The organism is Chelatococcus sp. GCM10030263 (genome assembly GCF_042666455.1).
Classification (GTDB): domain Bacteria; phylum Pseudomonadota; class Alphaproteobacteria; order Rhizobiales; family Beijerinckiaceae; genus Chelatococcus.
In genome coordinates, this window is record NZ_JBHTDB010000006.1 from 63141 (window position 1) to 78742 (window position 15602).

The window sequence follows — 15602 nt, forward strand, 5'->3', positions numbered from 1 at the left end:
GGCCGCTCATTCCGCCGCCACCGCAAGCGGCGGCTCGCTGTTGCGAAAGCGCGCGAGGAGCTCCGCCTCCTCGAGCTTGGCCTTTTCCAGATGCCGTTGCTTGACATGGCCGAAGCCGCGGATCTTCTCGGGGACGGCAGCGAGCGCGACCGCAAGCGCATGGTTGCTCCCATCGAGCCTGGCCAGGATCTCGTCGAGAAGCGCCTCGTAGTCGGCGATCAGCTTGCGCTCGAGTTGCCGTTCCGCGCTGCGGCCGAAGATGTCGAAGGCCGTCCCGCGCAGGATTTTCATTCCGGCGAGCAGGCGGAACGCCGGCAGCATCCACGGGCCGAAGGTCAGTTTGCGCGGATGGCCATGGGCATCCTTCGGACTGAGGATCGGCGGCGCGAGATGGAATTCAAGCCGCATCTTTTCGCCGGTAAAGGTCGCGGCGAGCTGGCGGGCGAAATTGCCGTCCGTATAGAGCCGCGCCACCTCGTATTCGTCCTTGTAGGCCATCAGCTTGAACAGGTTGCGCGCGACGGCCTCGGTAAGCCCCGTTCCCCGCATCACCTCGGCCTCGTGCGCCTTCACCCGCTCGACCAGGGCGCGATAGCGCTCCGCATAGGCTTTGTTCTGATAGGCCGTCAGGAACTCGACGCGGCGCGCGACGATCTCGTCCAGGCTTTGCGAAAGATGCCGCGCGGCGGTCGGCTCCTTGGCCGGAGCGACGAGGCCGGCAACCAGCTCCGGCTCCAGCATGGCGCGACGGCCCCAGCGGAAGGCGGCGATGTTCATGGCGACCGCCTCGCCGTTCAAGGTAATCGCCTTTTCGAGCGCCGCCGCCGAGACCGGCACCTTGCCCTGCTGATAGGCATAGCCCAGCATGAACATATTGGTGGCGATGGCATTGCCGAGGACGGCGGTCGCGATCCCCGTCGCGTCAACGAAAGAGACGCCGCGGTCGCCGGTCGCCGCGCTGATGGCGCGCTTGATGCGCTCGACCGGCAGCACATAATCGGCATTGCGGGTGAAATCGCCGGGATGGACCTCCGCCGTATTCACGACGAGCGCCGTCTCGCCCTCATTGACGGCCGCGAGCACCTTCTTCGAGCCGGTGACGACCAGATCGCAGCCGAGCACGAGGTCGGCCTCGCCGGCGAAGACGCGGATGGCATGGATGTCCTCGGGCGCCGCCGCGAGCCGCACGTGGCTATAGACCGCCCCACCTTTTTGCGCGAGCCCCGCCATGTCGATCATGCCGCAGCCCTTGCCTTCGAGATGGGCGGCCATGCCGAGGATGGCGCCGACGGTCACGACGCCCGTGCCGCCGACGCCGGTGACGATGATGTTGTAGGGCTTGTGGCCGAGCACCGGCCGCGCAGGCTCGGGCAGGCTCGTCTCCCAGCCCTCCCCCTCCGCGGCAACGGCGGGTTTCGGCGGCGTCGCTTTGCGGGGTGCGGCGCCATGCACCGTCACGAAAGACGGGCAGAAGCCGTTCACGCAGGAAAAGTCCTTGTTGCAGTTCGACTGATCGATCTGCCGCTTGCGCCCGAACTCGGTCATCAGCGGCTGCACGGAGACGCAGTTGGAAGCGACGCCGCAATCGCCGCAGCCCTCGCAGACGAGCTCGTTGATCATGACGCGCTTGTCCGGGTCCGGGTATGTGCCCTTCTTGCGCCGCCGGCGCTTCTCGGCCGCGCAGGTCTGGTCATAGATGAGCACGGTGACGCCGGGTGCGGCCGCGAGCTCGCGCTGCACGGCGTCCAGTTCGTCGCGGTGGTGGCGCGTCAGTCCGGCCGGCCAGCGGATCGACGGCGGATATTTGTCCGGCTCGTCGGAGACGAGCGCGATGCGCTCCACGCCCTCGGCGCGCACCTGGGCGGCAATCTTGTCGACGGTGAGATCGCCCTCGACATGCTGGCCGCCGGTCATGGCGACAGCGTCGTTATAGAGGATCTTATAGGTAATGTTGGTCTTGGTGGCGATCGCGAAGCGCAGCGCCAGAAGGCCGGAATGCTGGTAGGTGCCGTCGCCGAGGTTCTGGAAGACGTGGCCGCGCTTCGAGAACGGCGCCTCGCCGATCCAGTTGACGCCCTCACCGCCCATTTGGGTGAAGCCGTCGGTGGCGCGGTCCATCCACTGCACCATGTAGTGGCAGCCGATTCCGGCATAGGCGCGCATGCCCTCCGGCACCACCGTCGAGGAATTATGGGGGCAACCCGAGCAGAAGTGAGGAACGCGAGTGCCGGCGTCCGCCGTCTCGGCGAGGACGCGCTGCGCCTCGCGGATGCGCGCGACACGCGCCGCCAATTCGTCGCTCGGGCGATAGCGCAATACCCGTTCACCGATGGCGATGGCGATGTCGTTGGGATCGAGCGCGCCCTTGACCGGGAACAGCCAGTTGCCCTGCTCGTCCTTCTTGCCGACGCAGATCGGCTGATTGGCTGAGCCGTAGAGCTCCTCGCGCACCTGCACTTCGATGAGCGAGCGCTTCTCCTCTACGACGATGATCATGTCGAGGCCGGCGGCGAATTCCATGAGCTCCAGCCGGCCGATCGGCCACGGGCAGGCGATCTTGAAGAGCCGGATGCCGAGATCGTTCGCGCGCACCTCGTCAATGCCGAGATCGTCGAAGGCCTGGCGCACATCGAGATAGCTCTTGCCGACGGTGACGATGCCGATCTTCGGGTTTCGCCCGCCTGACGTGATGATCCGATTGAGCTTGTTGGCGCGCAGGAAGGCCAGCGCCGCGTCGCGCTTGTATTCGTGGAGGCGCGCTTCCTGCTCCAGGATCTTGTCGAAGGGCCGGATATTCAGCCCGCCCGGCGGCATCAGGAAATCTTCGGGCGTGACGATGTCGAGCCGGTCCAGCGAGCCGTCGATGATGGCGGTCGATTCGACCGTGTCCTTGACGCCCTTGAGCGCAACCCAGGTGCCGGCAAAGCGGCTCATGGCGAAGCCATAAAGGCCGTAGTCGATGATCTCCTGCACCCCGGCCGGGTTGAGGATCGGGATCATCGTGTCGACGAAGAGGAACTCCGTCTGATGCGCAACGGTGGAGGATTCGGCCGTGTGGTCGTCGCCCATCAGGGCGATCGCCCCGCCGTGCTGCGACGTGCCGGCCATATTGGCATGGCGGAAGACATCGCCGGAGCGGTCGACCCCCGGCCCCTTGCCGTACCAGAGCGTGAAGACGCCGTCGTATTTGCCCTCCCCGCGCATCTCCGCCTGCTGGCTGCCCCAGCAGGCCGTGGCCGCGAGGTCCTCGTTGAGGCCGGGCTGGAAGACGACTTCGGCATCCTTCAGCTGACGCGCGGCGCGGAAGAACTGCTGGTCGAGCCCGCCCAGCGGCGAGCCGCGATAGCCGGAGACGAAGCCCGCCGTATTGAGGCCCGCCCGCCGGTCGCGCTCCTTCTGCATCAGCATCAGGCGCACGATCGCCTGCGTGCCGGTGATGAAGACGCGCCTTTTGGACAGGTCGTATTTGTCGTCTAGGGAGACGTCGTGAAGCGACGCGGCAGAAAGCCGCGAAGTGCCGTGTTTATCGGACTCACGCGCCATGTCCTCCTCCTCCCGCGCCCCAGGGCGCCCGACGTGCCGATTCCCGGTCTTGTTGTCGTCGAATTAAGTCAGTGATGCTGACATAACTCGCCATTTCCGTCAAATGAGACATGAGCATGCGCGAGCCTGGCGGCAAGGGTTGCGTCTTCGAGTCTCTTGCGTCTTGCTTTCGCCGCACTGGCCGGCAAAGCCTTTTTCAATCTACGATGGCCGCCATAAATCCTTCATTAATCCGCGAGCACGGCCGATCGCCTCATTTGGACAGGACATGCGCCGCATCACACGTCTTCTCTGGCTCATCCTGCCGCTGGCCGCCGGCCTCGCGTCCCCGGCGCTTGCCCATCCGCATGTCTGGGTCACGGCGAAAGCCGACATCGTCTATGACGACAAGGTCCAGGTGACGGCCGTCCGCCATATCTGGACCTTCGATCCGGCCTATTCGAGCTATGCCACGCAAGGGCTCGATAAGAACGGCGACGGCAAACTCTCCCCCGAGGAGCTCGCCGACCTCGCCCGGGTGAATGTCGAGTCCTTGAGCGAATTCCATTATTTCACGAAGGGCAAAGCCAACGGCAAGCCGGTCGTCTTCGCCTCGCCCATCGATTACGGCCTCACCCTAGACAACGGTCAACTCACCTTAAGCTTCACGTTGCCGGTGAAGACGCCGACGCCAGCCAACCGCATCTTTGCGCTCGAGATCTACGACGGCACCTATTTCGTCTCCTTCACCATGGCGGATGGCGATGACGCGGTCCAAACCTCCGGCGCACCGAAAGGCTGCGCCAAGACGATTACCCGACCGCATCAGCCCGATCCCGCCCAACAGCAGCAACTGTCGGAGACCTTCTTCAACTCGCTGACCGCGACCTCGAATTTCGGCTTCCAGTTCGCCAACCGCATTCTGGTGGCCTGCCCGTGAGCCGCGACGAGACTTTCGGCAGCCATCCCGACGCTGCGGGCGGCCTTCCGCCGGCCCGGCATGCCCGCGTCCTGCAGCTCGGCCTTGCGGTCGGCGCGCTTCTCGTCATCGGCCTTGCGCTCGTGGCGGTGGGTTTCGGGCTCCATGCCTGGCTGACACCGCCGCCCGCCCCGCGCAGCCCCTTCGGCACCGGGCTGATGGAGGCGGCGCCCGCGGCGACCGGCATCGGCGCCATCATCCTCAACGTGCAATCCGAGTTCTACCAGGCGCTCATCCGCGCGGTGCAGGCGCTGAAGCAGGACGGGGCGGCCTTCTGGACGCTTCTCGCCATCGGCTTCATCTACGGCATCTTTCACGCCGCCGGCCCTGGCCACGGCAAGAGCGTGATCTCCGGCTATATCGTGGCCAGCCGCCAATCGCTGAAGCGCGGCTTGATCTTGAGCTGGGCCGCGGCGGTCCTGCAGGCGCTCGTCGCCATCGTCATCGTCACGGCGCTCGCCGTAATCCTCAAAGCGACGGCCGCATCGATCAGCGCCACCGCCCGGGCCATCGAGCTCACGAGCTTTGCCGTCGTCGTGGTCGTCGGGCTGGTCGTGCTGTGGCGCAAGACGGGCAGCTTTCTCGCCGTCCTGGACCGAAAGCGCTTTGCCGAGGCGGCGCCGAGCCACGTGCACATCCCGCCACCTGCCACCCTCGACCGTCTGCACAACTGGCGGGAGATGGCCGGCATCGTGCTCGCCGCCGGCATCCGCCCCTGTTCGGGGGCGATCATCATTCTCGTCTTCGCGCTGGCGCAGGGCCTCTTCGCTGCGGGGCTCGCGGCGACCCTCGCCATGGCGGTCGGCACGGCGCTGACGACCGGCGCGCTCGCCGCGCTCGCGGTCTTCATGAAGAGCCTTGCCCTCAGCATTGCCGGCGGCCGCAGCCGCGGCCCCGTCGTCGTCGCCGGGCTGGAGGTGCTCGCCGCCGCTTTCGTCGCGCTGACGGGCGTCGCGCTTCTTTTGGGCCTCTGGGCGACCGGTGGCAGCTAAACGGCGACAACCTGCTCAAAATCCTGTCGGGCGATGACGCGGAACCGTGCCGGCTCGCCGTTCTCTCGCATCGCCTGCTCCTGTTTGAACAGCACCAGCTGGTCCACGACGACGGGGACCGATGGCACCACTTCCTCGTAGAGCGTGGCAAGCCCCGCAACGACGGACTCCACCTCGGCCTCCGGCACGCGGTTCGTCAGCGTCATATGGAAGCGGAACTCCTCGAAAACGTAAGGATAGCCGTAGCGGTCGAGATAGGCGCGCTGCTGGCCCGTGAGCTTGTCCGGCCGGCGCTTTTTGTATTCGGCCTCGGTCAACGCCGCGCGAAAGGGCTCGAAGGCCTCGACGGTCGCCCGCTCCAGCGCCGCAAGCGCCGGCGCCGGCTCCCGTTCCGCGAGCGCGATGAAGGCGCCCGCGCCGGGCTGCCGTCCGACCGCACGCAAGGCGAGTGGCGCGAGCTGAAAACGGCGCCGCTTGGCGGCAAAGCTTGCGAAGGCGGCAAGGAGCGTGGCTTCGCTGACCTGCGGCGCGAGGCGAAAGGGCGCCTTGAGAGTTGCATGAAAGCCATAAACGCGCGGATGCGTCGTCAGGGCGCGAAAGCGCTCCGCATCGATGCCCGCCGGCACGCGCTGGACCATGTCCGCGCCGCTTTCGGCGTCGTAGCCGAGAATGGCCGAGCCGAAACGCCCCAGCGCGCTGTCCGGCGGCGGCGCGAAATAGACCGCGTAGCGGGCCGGCTGCGGCAATGCCCCGCTCATGCGATACGAACCGCCGCTGCCCGATGAAAACGGCGCGCGAGCGCGATGAGCGCCCGATCCGAGCCGGCGGGCCCGAGCAGCGACAGCCCGAGCGGCGCCCCATCCTTATCGGCAACCGGAATGGTGACCTGCGGCAAACCCGCCAGCGATCCGGGCACGAGCAGTTTCTGGCAGCGGTTGCGGAAGTCGTCGAGCTCCGCGTCGGTGGCGGCGACCAGGGGCGCGATATCCGGCACTGTCGGAAGAACGAGAACCCGGTCGGACCCGAGAATGCGGTTCAGCCGCGCACGAAACATGTCCCGGCGCCGCGCCGCATCCTCGACATCGGCATCGCTGATGCTGCGCGCGAAGGCGAAGCGCTCGCCGATACCCGGCCCGAAGGGCGGCTCGACGCGCTCGATGAAGGCGCCATGCGCCGTCCATACCTCGCGGCCCTGCAGCACCCGAAACGCAGCGGTGATCTCGTCGATATCGGCGATATCGAGTTCAAAGCCGCGCAAATCGCCGAGGCGCAGCGCCGCCCGCTCCACCGCGGCGCGCAGTGGCGAGGCCGCGGCGGGATCAGCGATGGCGAAGAGATCATCGGCGACCAGCAGCTCCGGCTCGTCCCCGAGCGGGGTCGTATCGTCGCCGAGCAGCACCTCGCCGACCGTCTCGAACAGGGCGACGTCGCGCGTGAACCAGCCGGGCGTATCGAAGCTCGATGCCATCGGCGCCACGCCTTCGAGCGTCAGACGGTCCTGGGTCGGCCTGATGGCAAAGAGCCCGCAGAAGCTGCCTGGCGCCCGCATGGAGCCGCCGGTGTCGCTGCCGAGCGCAATATCGGCGAGGCCGCCCGCAACCGCCGCCGCCGAACCGGACGACGAGCCGCCGGCCACGCGCCCCGGCGCCGCAGCATTCACGGGCGTGCCGAAATGCGCGTTCTTGCCGACGATGGAAAAGGCGAACTCCTCGGTGATGGTTTTGCCGACGAAGCGTGCGCCGGCTTGCAGAAGGTGCTCGACGAGCGGCGCCGTCGCGGTGCGGATGCCGGAGGCGGCGAGCATCAGCGGACTGCCGAGGCTCGTCGGATAACCGGCTACGTCGTAGAGATCCTTGACTGCGAGCCGCTGGCCCGCGAGCGGTCCGTCTGCGGCGGAGGCAACCGGCACCTGGGGATAGGGCATGAAGGCGTGCAGCGGATCATCAAAAGGCATCGGCAGATCCTTGGGCGGCATGTGGGACGCGGACTGATGCGGGCGTGAGGTTCAATCGAATAAACAGACCATCGTTGCGGTTCAACCGCCGGACGTGCCCGCAAGACGGTAACGACGAGAAGGCGCAATCTTGCATGAGGAGGCCGCTTTGAGGTAGTGGGGAAGCTGCAAAGCGCGTGGATGCGCATCCGCCCGATCCGACGAGGAGCAGCAGTGCCCGAATCCAACCCGTCCCGGCTCAGGCCGTCGAGCCTCCTCACGGTGGCGAGTGCGATCGTGCTGGTCGGCGTGGAGGTGCTGGCGGTTGCTCTTGCCGCCGGCTGGGCAATCGCCGGGCTCTTTCAGCTCGGCCGGACTATCGAATTTATCTTCATGGGCATCTTCAGCCTGCTAGCGATCTGGGCGATCATCGGTTTTGCCCGCAGTGCCCTCAAGATCGAGCCGCTCCACGGCTCGGACAACCAGGGCTGACGGAAGAGACCGCAAGGCCCGACATCGTCGTGCCACGATTGCCAGCGACAGGGTGTCCATAAGGTCCTCTCTAGCTGCCGAACGGCTCCATGACCGAAAACAAAGCGCTTCTCGACCGTCGCACCTTTCTCGCTTCGGCCGCCGGCACCGCTGTGCTGGCCGCGACCGGCTTTTCCACGGATGCGCTGGCCGCAGCCGCCCTGAAGCTCGGCGCCAAGTCCGACTTTTCCTTCGAAGGCCTCGTCGCACGTGCCAAGGCGCTGGCCGCGAAGGACTACGTCCCGCCGCTGCGTCCCCCCGCCGCCATCCTCGACCAATTGACCTATGAGGAACACGGCAAGATCCGTTTCAACACGGATTACGCGCTCTTCGGCGACGGCCCCGGGCGTTATCCGGTAACCTTCTTCCACCTCGGCAAATTCTTTCAGACGCCCGTGCGGATGCATGTAGTGGCGAGCGGCCAGGCGCAGGAAATCGTCTACGACGACAGCTATTTCGACATGCCGCCCGACAGCCCGGCGCACAACCTGCCGCGCGGCAGCGGCTTCGCAGGGTTTCGCCTGCAGGAAAGCCGCCTGAGCGACAAGCTCGACTGGCGCAAGAACGATTGGGTGGCCTTTCTCGGTGCCTCTTATTTCCGCGCGATCGGCGAGCTCTATCAGTACGGTCTTTCGGCGCGCGGCATCGCCGTCGATGTCGCAGTCGCCGGCCAAGCCGAAGAATTCCCGGATTTCACCCATATCTTCTTCGAGACGCCGACGGGCGACGGCGATGCGGTCACCGTCTATGCGCTGCTCGATGGGCCGAGCCTCGCCGGCGCCTATCGCTTCGACATGCGCCGCGAGACCGGCGTCATCATGGACGTCGACAAGCAGCTCTTCCTGCGCAAGGACATCGCGCGCTTCGGCGCGGCGCCGCTGACCTCCATGTACTGGTATTCGGAGGCGATCAAGCCGGCCGCCGTGGATTGGCGGCCGGAGGTGCACGACTCCGATGGGCTCGCGCTCTTGACCGGTGTCGGGGAACGCATCTGGCGACCGCTCAACGATCCGGCGCGGATCACCGCCTCGACTTTTGCCGACAGCGATCCGCGCGGCTTCGGCCTTCTGCAGCGCGACCGCAATTTCGAGCACTACCTCGACGGCGTCCATTACGAGCGGCGACCGAGCCTCTGGGTCGAGCCGCTGGACAAATGGGGAAAAGGTTCGGTCACCCTGGTCGAACTGCCCACCGACGACGAGATCCACGACAATATCGTGGCGATGTGGGTGCCCGAGGAGCCGGCCAAGGCGGGCTCGACGCATCACTTCCGCTACCGTCTGCACTGGCTCGCCGACGAGCCCTTTCCGAGCCCGCTCGGCCGCTGCGTCGCCACGCGTCTCGGCAATGGCGGCGAGCCCGGCAAGCCCCGGCCGAAGGGGGTGCGCAAGTTCATGGTGGAGTTTCTCGGCGGCCCGCTCGCCGATCTGCCCTTCGGCGTCAAGCCCGAACCCGTTCTCTGGGCCTCCCGCGGCACCTTCTCCTATGTGTTCACGGAGGCCGTGCCGGACGATGTGCCCGGCCATTGGCGGGCGCAGTTCGACTTCACGGTCGCCGGCTCGGAACCGGTGGACATGCGCCTCTATCTCAAGGCCAAGGACAGGGTTCTAACCGAAACTTGGCTCTACCAATATAATCCTTTCGGGAACGCCTGAACCGGCTCGTCCCGCTGCGCCACTCCGCCGAGAGTATTGCCTTGTCCATGCTCACTCGCCGTATGCTCGCCCAGGTCATGGTCGCGGGCCTTTTTGCCGAAGCGCTCGACGCCGGGATGGGCGGCCTTGGCGGCGCAGCCTTGGCGCAACCGTCCGGGCAGGCGGGGCCACAAGGGCTCAAATTCGGCCGTCCGCAGTCGTTCTCCTATGCGGGGCTGAAGAAGCTCGCCGAAGAGCGTGCGGCGAAGCCCTACGTCTCGCCACCACGTCCGGATCCGGCGATCGTCGAGCAGATCGACTATGACGCCCATGGCAAGCTGAAGTTCAAGCCGGAATACGCGCTCTATGCCGAAGGCAAGTCCCCCTTCCCCATCACCTTCATGCATGTCGGCCGGTTCTTCCCCAAGACCGTGCAGATGTTCTCGGTGAGCGGTGGCAAGGCGCGCGAGATCCTCTACCAGCCGTCCTATTTCACGATGAACCCGGACAATGTGGCGAGCAAACTGCCGCCGCAGCCCTCCGCCTTCGCCGGCTTCTGGGTGCGTGAGCCCGGGCCGAAATGGCGCGAGGAGGAGCCCTGGGCCACTTTTCTCGGCGCCTCCTATTTCCGCGCTGTGGGCGAACTGGGACAGGTCGGCCTCTCGGCGCGCGGCATCGCCGTCACGCCCGGCGCCGGCGTGCCGGAGGAATTTCCCGACTTCGTGGCCTTCTGGTTCGAGCCCTCGCCACCCGACAGCGACACGGTGACCGTCTATGCGCTGCTCGACGGCCCGAGCCTGACCGGCGCCTACCGCTTTCTGATGCACCGCAGCCGCGGCGTCATCATGGACATCGAGGCCTCGCTGAACCTGCGCAAGGCGATCGAGCGCATCGGCGTCGCCCCGCTAACCTCCATGTACTGGTATTCCGAGACGGCCAAGCTCACGGCCGTGGACTGGCGGCCGGAGGTGCACGATTCCGATGGCCTCGCCATCTGGAACGGCGCCGGCGAGCGCCTGTGGCGACCGCTGAACAACCCGCCGTCCATCACCATCTCGAGCTTCACCGACGAAAAGCCGCGCGGCTTCGGGCTGATGCAGCGCGACCGCAATTTCGACGACTACCAGGACGGCGTGCGCTACCACCTGCGCCCCTCCGCCTGGGTGGAGCCCGTGGGCGATTGGGGACGCGGCACTGTGCAACTCGTCGAGCTGCCGACCGACGACGAGATCCACGACAATATCGTCGCCTACTGGAACCCGGCCGAGCCGACGAAGCCCGGCGACAAGCTCTTCTTCGCCTACCGGCTGTATTGGCTTGCCGATGAGCCTTTCCCGTCGCCGCTGGCGCGCTGCATCGCCACGCGCCTTGGCCTTGCCGGGAAGGCGGGGGAGCCGCGACCGGAGGGCGTGCGCCGCTTCATGGTGGAATTCTCCGGAAAGCCGCTCGCCGATCTCGGCCCGAATGTCTCGCCGGAACCGGTGCTCTGGGCGTCCCGCGGCACCTTCAGCGGCGCTTTCACCCAGCGCGTGCCGGGCGAGGCGCCGGACCGCTGGCGCGCCCAGTTCGACCTCGCCGTCTCCGGCAAAGAGCCGGTCGACATGCGCCTTTTCCTGCGCTCCAGCGGCGCGGTGCTGAGCGAGACCTGGCTCTACCAGTACCATCCGTTTTGAGGGGGCCTGACACTCGGTCTTGAGATTGGGCCCGGTGCTGCTGACCAATTGCGGCCGCGGCCAATGTCGAACGGCATCGGTTCTGGATCCCGGGCCCGGTGCTTCGCACCGTCCCGGGATGACGAGCGCATCGGTCATCCCGGAAGGCGAGCGAAGCGAGCCTGTCCGGGAACCAGAACCGATGCGGTGAGACTGCGAGGAACGAGCGCAAAAACCGCTGTGTGGAGCTCGTGAGGCGACACACAGCTCGGCGTGAGTCCGCACACACCGCCCCTCAGCCACGCCCGGGATGCTGTTGACACGGCTCCCGGCCTGTGACTTTTGTAACGTTAGAACATTTACTCATCAGCCGGCCGCATGTCTCCGAACCGTCCCATCGCCGCGGCGCCCACGGCGTCGCTCCTCAGACTGTCGGCTTGGCAGCGGCTCGGCATCAGCCTCGGCCTCGTCGCCCTGATGTGGCTTGCCGTCTGGTTGGTGGTGAATTGACGATGCGTGCTGTGCCGACGAACAATGCCATCCGCTTCGAGGATCTGACGCTCGGCTATGATCGTCATCCGGCGGTGCATCACCTCGACGGCGAGATCGCGGCGGGGAGCCTCACGGCCGTTGTCGGCCCGAACGGCGCCGGCAAATCGACCCTGCTCAAGGGCATTGCCGGCGCGCTGCCACCGCTCGACGGCCGCATCAAGCTGGCCCAGGCGCGCGCGGCCATCGCCTATCTGCCGCAGGCGATGGATATCGATCGCAGCTTCCCGATCACCGTCTATGATCTCGTTGCCATGGGCCTGTGGCGCCGCGTCGGGCTCTTCGGCGGCATCGGCAAGGCCGATCGCGCGCGCATCGAGGAGGCGCTCACGGCCGTCGGATTGACCGGCTTCGAGCGACGCGCCATCGGCACCCTGTCGGGCGGGCAGATGCAGCGGGCGCTCTTCGCGCGGCTTCTCCTGCAGGACGCCGATATCATCCTGCTCGACGAGCCCTTCACCGCCATCGACGCCAAGACGACCGCCGACCTGCTCGATCTCGTGCGCCGCTGGCACGACGAGAAGCGCACCGTGGTCGCGGTGCTGCATGATCTCGAACTCGTGCGGCGCGTCTTCCCCCAGACGCTGTTGATCGCCCGCGAGCCTGTCGCCTGGGGCAAGACCGAGGAGGCGCTTGGCGGCGACAACCTCCTGCGCGCCCGGCGGATGATCGAGGCATCGAACCCCGACGCGCCCTTCTGCGATCGGCCGGCGGCCTGATATGCTCTACGACCTGATCGTCGCGCCTTTCGAGTTCGATTTCATGCGCCGCGCGCTGGTCGGCACGCTGGCGCTGGCGCTCGCCGCGGGCCCGGTTGGCGTCTTCCTGATGCTCAGACGCATGAGCCTGACGGGCGACGCCATGGCCCATGCGCTATTGCCGGGCGCCGCCCTGGGCTATCTCGTCTACGGCCTGTGGCTCCCCGCTATGACGGTCGGCGGGCTGTTCGTGGGCATCGCGGTGGCGCTGCTCTCGGGGCTCGTCACGCGCCTGACGGCGCTCAAGGAAGATGCCTCGCTCGCCGGCTTCTATCTCGTCTCGCTGGCGCTCGGTGTGACGCTCGTCTCGCTCCGCGGCTCGAATGTCGACCTCCTGCACGTGCTTTTCGGCTCCGTGCTGGCGCTCGACGACGCCGCGCTGTTTTTAATTGCCGGCATCTCGTCGGTGACGCTCGTCGCGCTCGCCCTCATCTACCGGCCGCTCGTGCTCGAATGCGTCGACCCCGGCTTTCTGCGATCGGTCAGCCGCGCCGGCGGGCCGGCCCACATCATCTTTCTCGCCCTCGTCGTGCTCAATCTCGTCGGCGGCTTCCAGGCGCTCGGCACGCTGCTCGCCGTTGGGCTGATGATGCTGCCTGCGACGAGCGCGCGCATGTGGACGGCTGAAATCACGCGGCTCGTCATCACGGCCACGCTGATCGGCATGGGCGCGGGCGCTCTGGGCATCGTCCTGTCCTATCACCTCAGCTTGCCGACAGGCCCCTGCATCATTCTGGTGGCGGGCATCGTCTACATCCTCTCGCTCGCCTTCGGCACCGCCGGTGGTCTCGTCTGGCGGCTCTTGCCGCAGCGCCATTACGCAGCCTGAGGCATCATTCTGCACCCAAGAGGTCGTTCAAAAAGGTCGTTCATCATGCGCAAGAAATGTAACGTTATATCGTTAACGATGCTTGCAATCGGACTGCTCGCCGGTGCACCAGCACGCGCTGAGGACAAGCCGATGCCGGTCGTCGCGACCTTTTCCATCCTCGGCGATCTCGTGAAGAATGTCGGGGGCGATCGCGTCACCGTCGACGTGCTGGTCGGCGCGAACGGCGACGCGCATGTCTTCTCGCCCTCGCCCGCCGACGTGCGCAAGGTAGCGAATGCCAAGCTTCTCTTCGTCAACGGCCTCGGCCTCGAAGGCTGGATGCCGCGGCTTGCCAAATCGGTCGGCCGCAAGGTGCCGGAGGTCGTCGCGAGCAAGGGCATCACGCCGATCGAGGGCGCCGAGGAAGAGGGCGAAACCGGCGCGGGGCATGGTCACCATCACCATGACGATCCCCATGCCTGGCAGTCTGTCGCCAATGCCGAGACCTATGTGCGCAACATCCGCGACGGGCTGATCGCCGCCGACCCGACCGGCAAGGCAACCTATGACGCCAATGCGGAGGCCTATCTCGCCAAGCTCGCCGCGCTTGACGCCAAGGTGAAGGCGACAATGGCGGCTATTCCGGCCGACCGGCGCGTCATCGTGACGACCCATGATGCCTTCGGCTATTTCGCCGCAGCCTATGGCTTGAAGGTGCTGCCGCCGGAAGGCGTTTCCACCGAGAGCGAGGCCTCGGCCAAGGACGTCGCCAAGATCATCCGCCAGATCAAGACGGAGAAGATCCCGGCCGTCTTCCTCGAAAATATCTCCGATCCCCGGCTGATTCAGCAAATCGCCCAGGAGACCGGCGCCAAGATCGGCACGCCCGTCTATTCCGACGCGCTGTCGCCGTCGGACGGCCCCGCACCGACCTATATCGCCATGATCGAGCACAACATTCAGGCCTTCAGCGACGCGCTCAAGCCGTGAGGTGCCGGACTTTTGCGCCTTGGTCATTCCGTGGCAGCCGAAGGCCAGCCGGATATCCATGAACAATGTGACTGGCCGGATTTCACTGGCAGTATTCAACGGATCCCGGGCTTCGCATGGCCCCGGGATGACGCCGAGGCCACGACCCGGCCCTTGAGCCGGCCGGCGCAGGTGAATATGTAAGCGAGACGCGTTTTTCCGGACGACGGGCCGCCAGCGCAGCGCGCTATGCCCGCCCGGTCCCGGCCTCCAGCGGAGCCTGAATGTCCATGTCCGATAAAATCCCTGTCACCGTGCTCACCGGCTATCTCGGCGCGGGCAAGACCACGCTTCTCAACCGCATTCTCTCCGAGCCGCACGGCCAGAAATTCGCCGTGGTCGTTAATGAGTTCGGCGAGGTCGGCATCGACAACGAGCTCGTCGTCGGCGCCGACGAGGAAGTGTTCGAGATGAACAACGGTTGCATCTGCTGCACCGTTCGCGGCGACCTCATTCGCATCATCGACGGCCTCATGAAGCGCAAAGGGCAGTTCGACGCCATCATCGTCGAGACGACCGGTCTCGCCGACCCCGCACCGGTGGCGCAGACCTTCTTCATGGACGAGGACGTGGCCGAGAAGACCCGGCTCGACGCGGTCGTCACGGTCGCAGACGCCAAGTGGCTGACCGAGCGGCTGAAGGACGCGCCCGAAGCGAAGAACCAGATCGCCTTCGCCGACGTCATCATCCTGAACAAGACCGATCTCGTGACGCCGGAGGAACTTGCTGCCGTCGAGGGGCGCATCCGCGCGATCAACCCCTATGCCACCATTCACCGCACGCAGCGCGCGGCGGTGGACATCGCCGACGTGCTGGGCCGCAATGCCTTCGACCTCGAGCGGGTGTTGGAGATCGAGCCTGCCTTCCTCGAGGAAGGCCACCATCACCACCATGACGAGGACATGCAGTCCGTCTCCATCACCATACCCGGCGAGGTGGATCCGGCGCGGTTCATGCCCTGGGTCAACGAGCTGGTGCAGCGCGAGGGGCCGAATATCCTGCGCTCCAAGGGCATTCTCGCCTTCAAGGACGAGCCAAAGCGCTTCGTCTTCCAGGGCGTGCACATGATTCTCGACGGCAACTTGACGCAGGACTGGAAAGCCGGCGAGAAGCGCACGTCGAAGATCGTCTTCATTGGCCGCAATCTCGACCGGGACAGCCTGCGCAAGGGCTTCCTCGCCTGCGCCGCCTAGGGCGCTTTCTCGCGGACCA

13 protein-coding genes are annotated in these 15602 nt (G+C 66.2%); 10 read left to right on the forward strand and 3 right to left on the reverse strand.

The window, feature by feature from the left end:
- Positions 1-6: 6 nt before the first annotated feature.
- Complete coding sequence (locus ACFQU1_RS15620) at positions 7-3543, reverse strand: indolepyruvate ferredoxin oxidoreductase family protein (RefSeq protein WP_378134205.1); 3537 nt, start codon at positions 3541-3543, stop codon at positions 7-9.
- A 268-nt stretch (positions 3544-3811) separates the two neighbouring features.
- Here ACFQU1_RS15620 and ACFQU1_RS15625 point away from each other — a divergent pair, with 268 nt between their 5' ends.
- Together ACFQU1_RS15625 and ACFQU1_RS15630 are read left to right on the forward strand one after the other, a co-directional pair.
- The gene (locus tag ACFQU1_RS15625) at positions 3812-4462 is read left to right on the forward strand and encodes a DUF1007 family protein (protein ID WP_378134207.1); all 651 of its coding nucleotides are present in this window, start codon (positions 3812-3814) and stop codon (positions 4460-4462) included.
- Positions 4459-5493, forward strand: a complete 1035-nt coding sequence (locus ACFQU1_RS15630; protein ID WP_378134209.1) for a nickel/cobalt transporter — start codon at positions 4459-4461, stop codon at positions 5491-5493. Before ACFQU1_RS15625 ends, ACFQU1_RS15630 begins: the two co-directional genes overlap by 4 nt.
- Here ACFQU1_RS15630 and ACFQU1_RS15635 read toward each other — a convergent pair.
- Together ACFQU1_RS15635 and ACFQU1_RS15640 are read right to left on the reverse strand one after the other, a co-directional pair.
- Positions 5490-6251, reverse strand: coding sequence for a DUF1045 domain-containing protein (locus ACFQU1_RS15635; RefSeq protein ID WP_378134211.1), 762 nt, complete (start codon positions 6249-6251; stop codon positions 5490-5492). The two genes, ACFQU1_RS15630 and ACFQU1_RS15635, sit on opposite strands and share 4 nt — an antisense overlap.
- Positions 6248-7447 carry an amidase gene (locus tag ACFQU1_RS15640; RefSeq protein ID WP_378134213.1) on the reverse strand — a complete coding sequence of 400 codons (1200 nt, stop codon included), beginning with the start codon at positions 7445-7447 and terminating at the stop codon, positions 6248-6250. The genes ACFQU1_RS15635 and ACFQU1_RS15640 overlap by 4 nt, the downstream gene beginning before the upstream one ends.
- Positions 7448-7660: 213 nt before the next feature.
- On the opposite strand from ACFQU1_RS15640, the gene ACFQU1_RS15645 reads away from it, so the two are divergent.
- From ACFQU1_RS15645 to ACFQU1_RS15680, 8 genes are all read left to right on the forward strand, one after another.
- Entirely contained in the window at positions 7661-7918 is a 258-nt protein-coding gene (locus ACFQU1_RS15645; protein ID WP_378134215.1) for a hypothetical protein, read from the forward strand.
- A gap of 89 nt (positions 7919-8007) precedes the next feature.
- Positions 8008-9612 (forward strand): glucan biosynthesis protein, encoded by a 1605-nt coding sequence (locus tag ACFQU1_RS15650; RefSeq protein WP_378134217.1) that lies wholly within the window; start codon positions 8008-8010, stop codon positions 9610-9612.
- A gap of 47 nt (positions 9613-9659) precedes the next feature.
- Positions 9660-11264 (forward strand): glucan biosynthesis protein, encoded by a 1605-nt coding sequence (locus ACFQU1_RS15655; RefSeq protein ID WP_378134400.1) that lies wholly within the window; start codon positions 9660-9662, stop codon positions 11262-11264.
- Positions 11265-11621: 357 nt separating this feature from the next.
- Positions 11622-11753: a hypothetical protein gene (locus ACFQU1_RS15660; protein WP_378134219.1), complete on the forward strand. Its 132-nt coding sequence runs from the start codon at positions 11622-11624 to the stop codon at positions 11751-11753.
- A 2-nt stretch (positions 11754-11755) separates the two neighbouring features.
- Complete coding sequence (aztA, locus tag ACFQU1_RS15665) at positions 11756-12511, forward strand: zinc ABC transporter ATP-binding protein AztA (RefSeq protein WP_378134221.1); 756 nt, start codon at positions 11756-11758, stop codon at positions 12509-12511.
- A gap of 1 nt (position 12512) precedes the next feature.
- A complete protein-coding gene (locus ACFQU1_RS15670) occupies positions 12513-13379 on the forward strand; it encodes a metal ABC transporter permease (protein ID WP_378134223.1) in 867 nt (288 codons plus the stop codon).
- Between the two features lie 45 nt (positions 13380-13424).
- Entirely contained in the window at positions 13425-14351 is a 927-nt protein-coding gene (locus ACFQU1_RS15675; RefSeq protein WP_378134225.1) for a metal ABC transporter substrate-binding protein, read from the forward strand.
- Positions 14352-14620: 269 nt separating this feature from the next.
- The gene (locus ACFQU1_RS15680; protein ID WP_378134228.1) at positions 14621-15583 is read left to right on the forward strand and encodes a CobW family GTP-binding protein; all 963 of its coding nucleotides are present in this window, start codon (positions 14621-14623) and stop codon (positions 15581-15583) included.
- Positions 15584-15602: the final 19 nt, after the last annotated feature.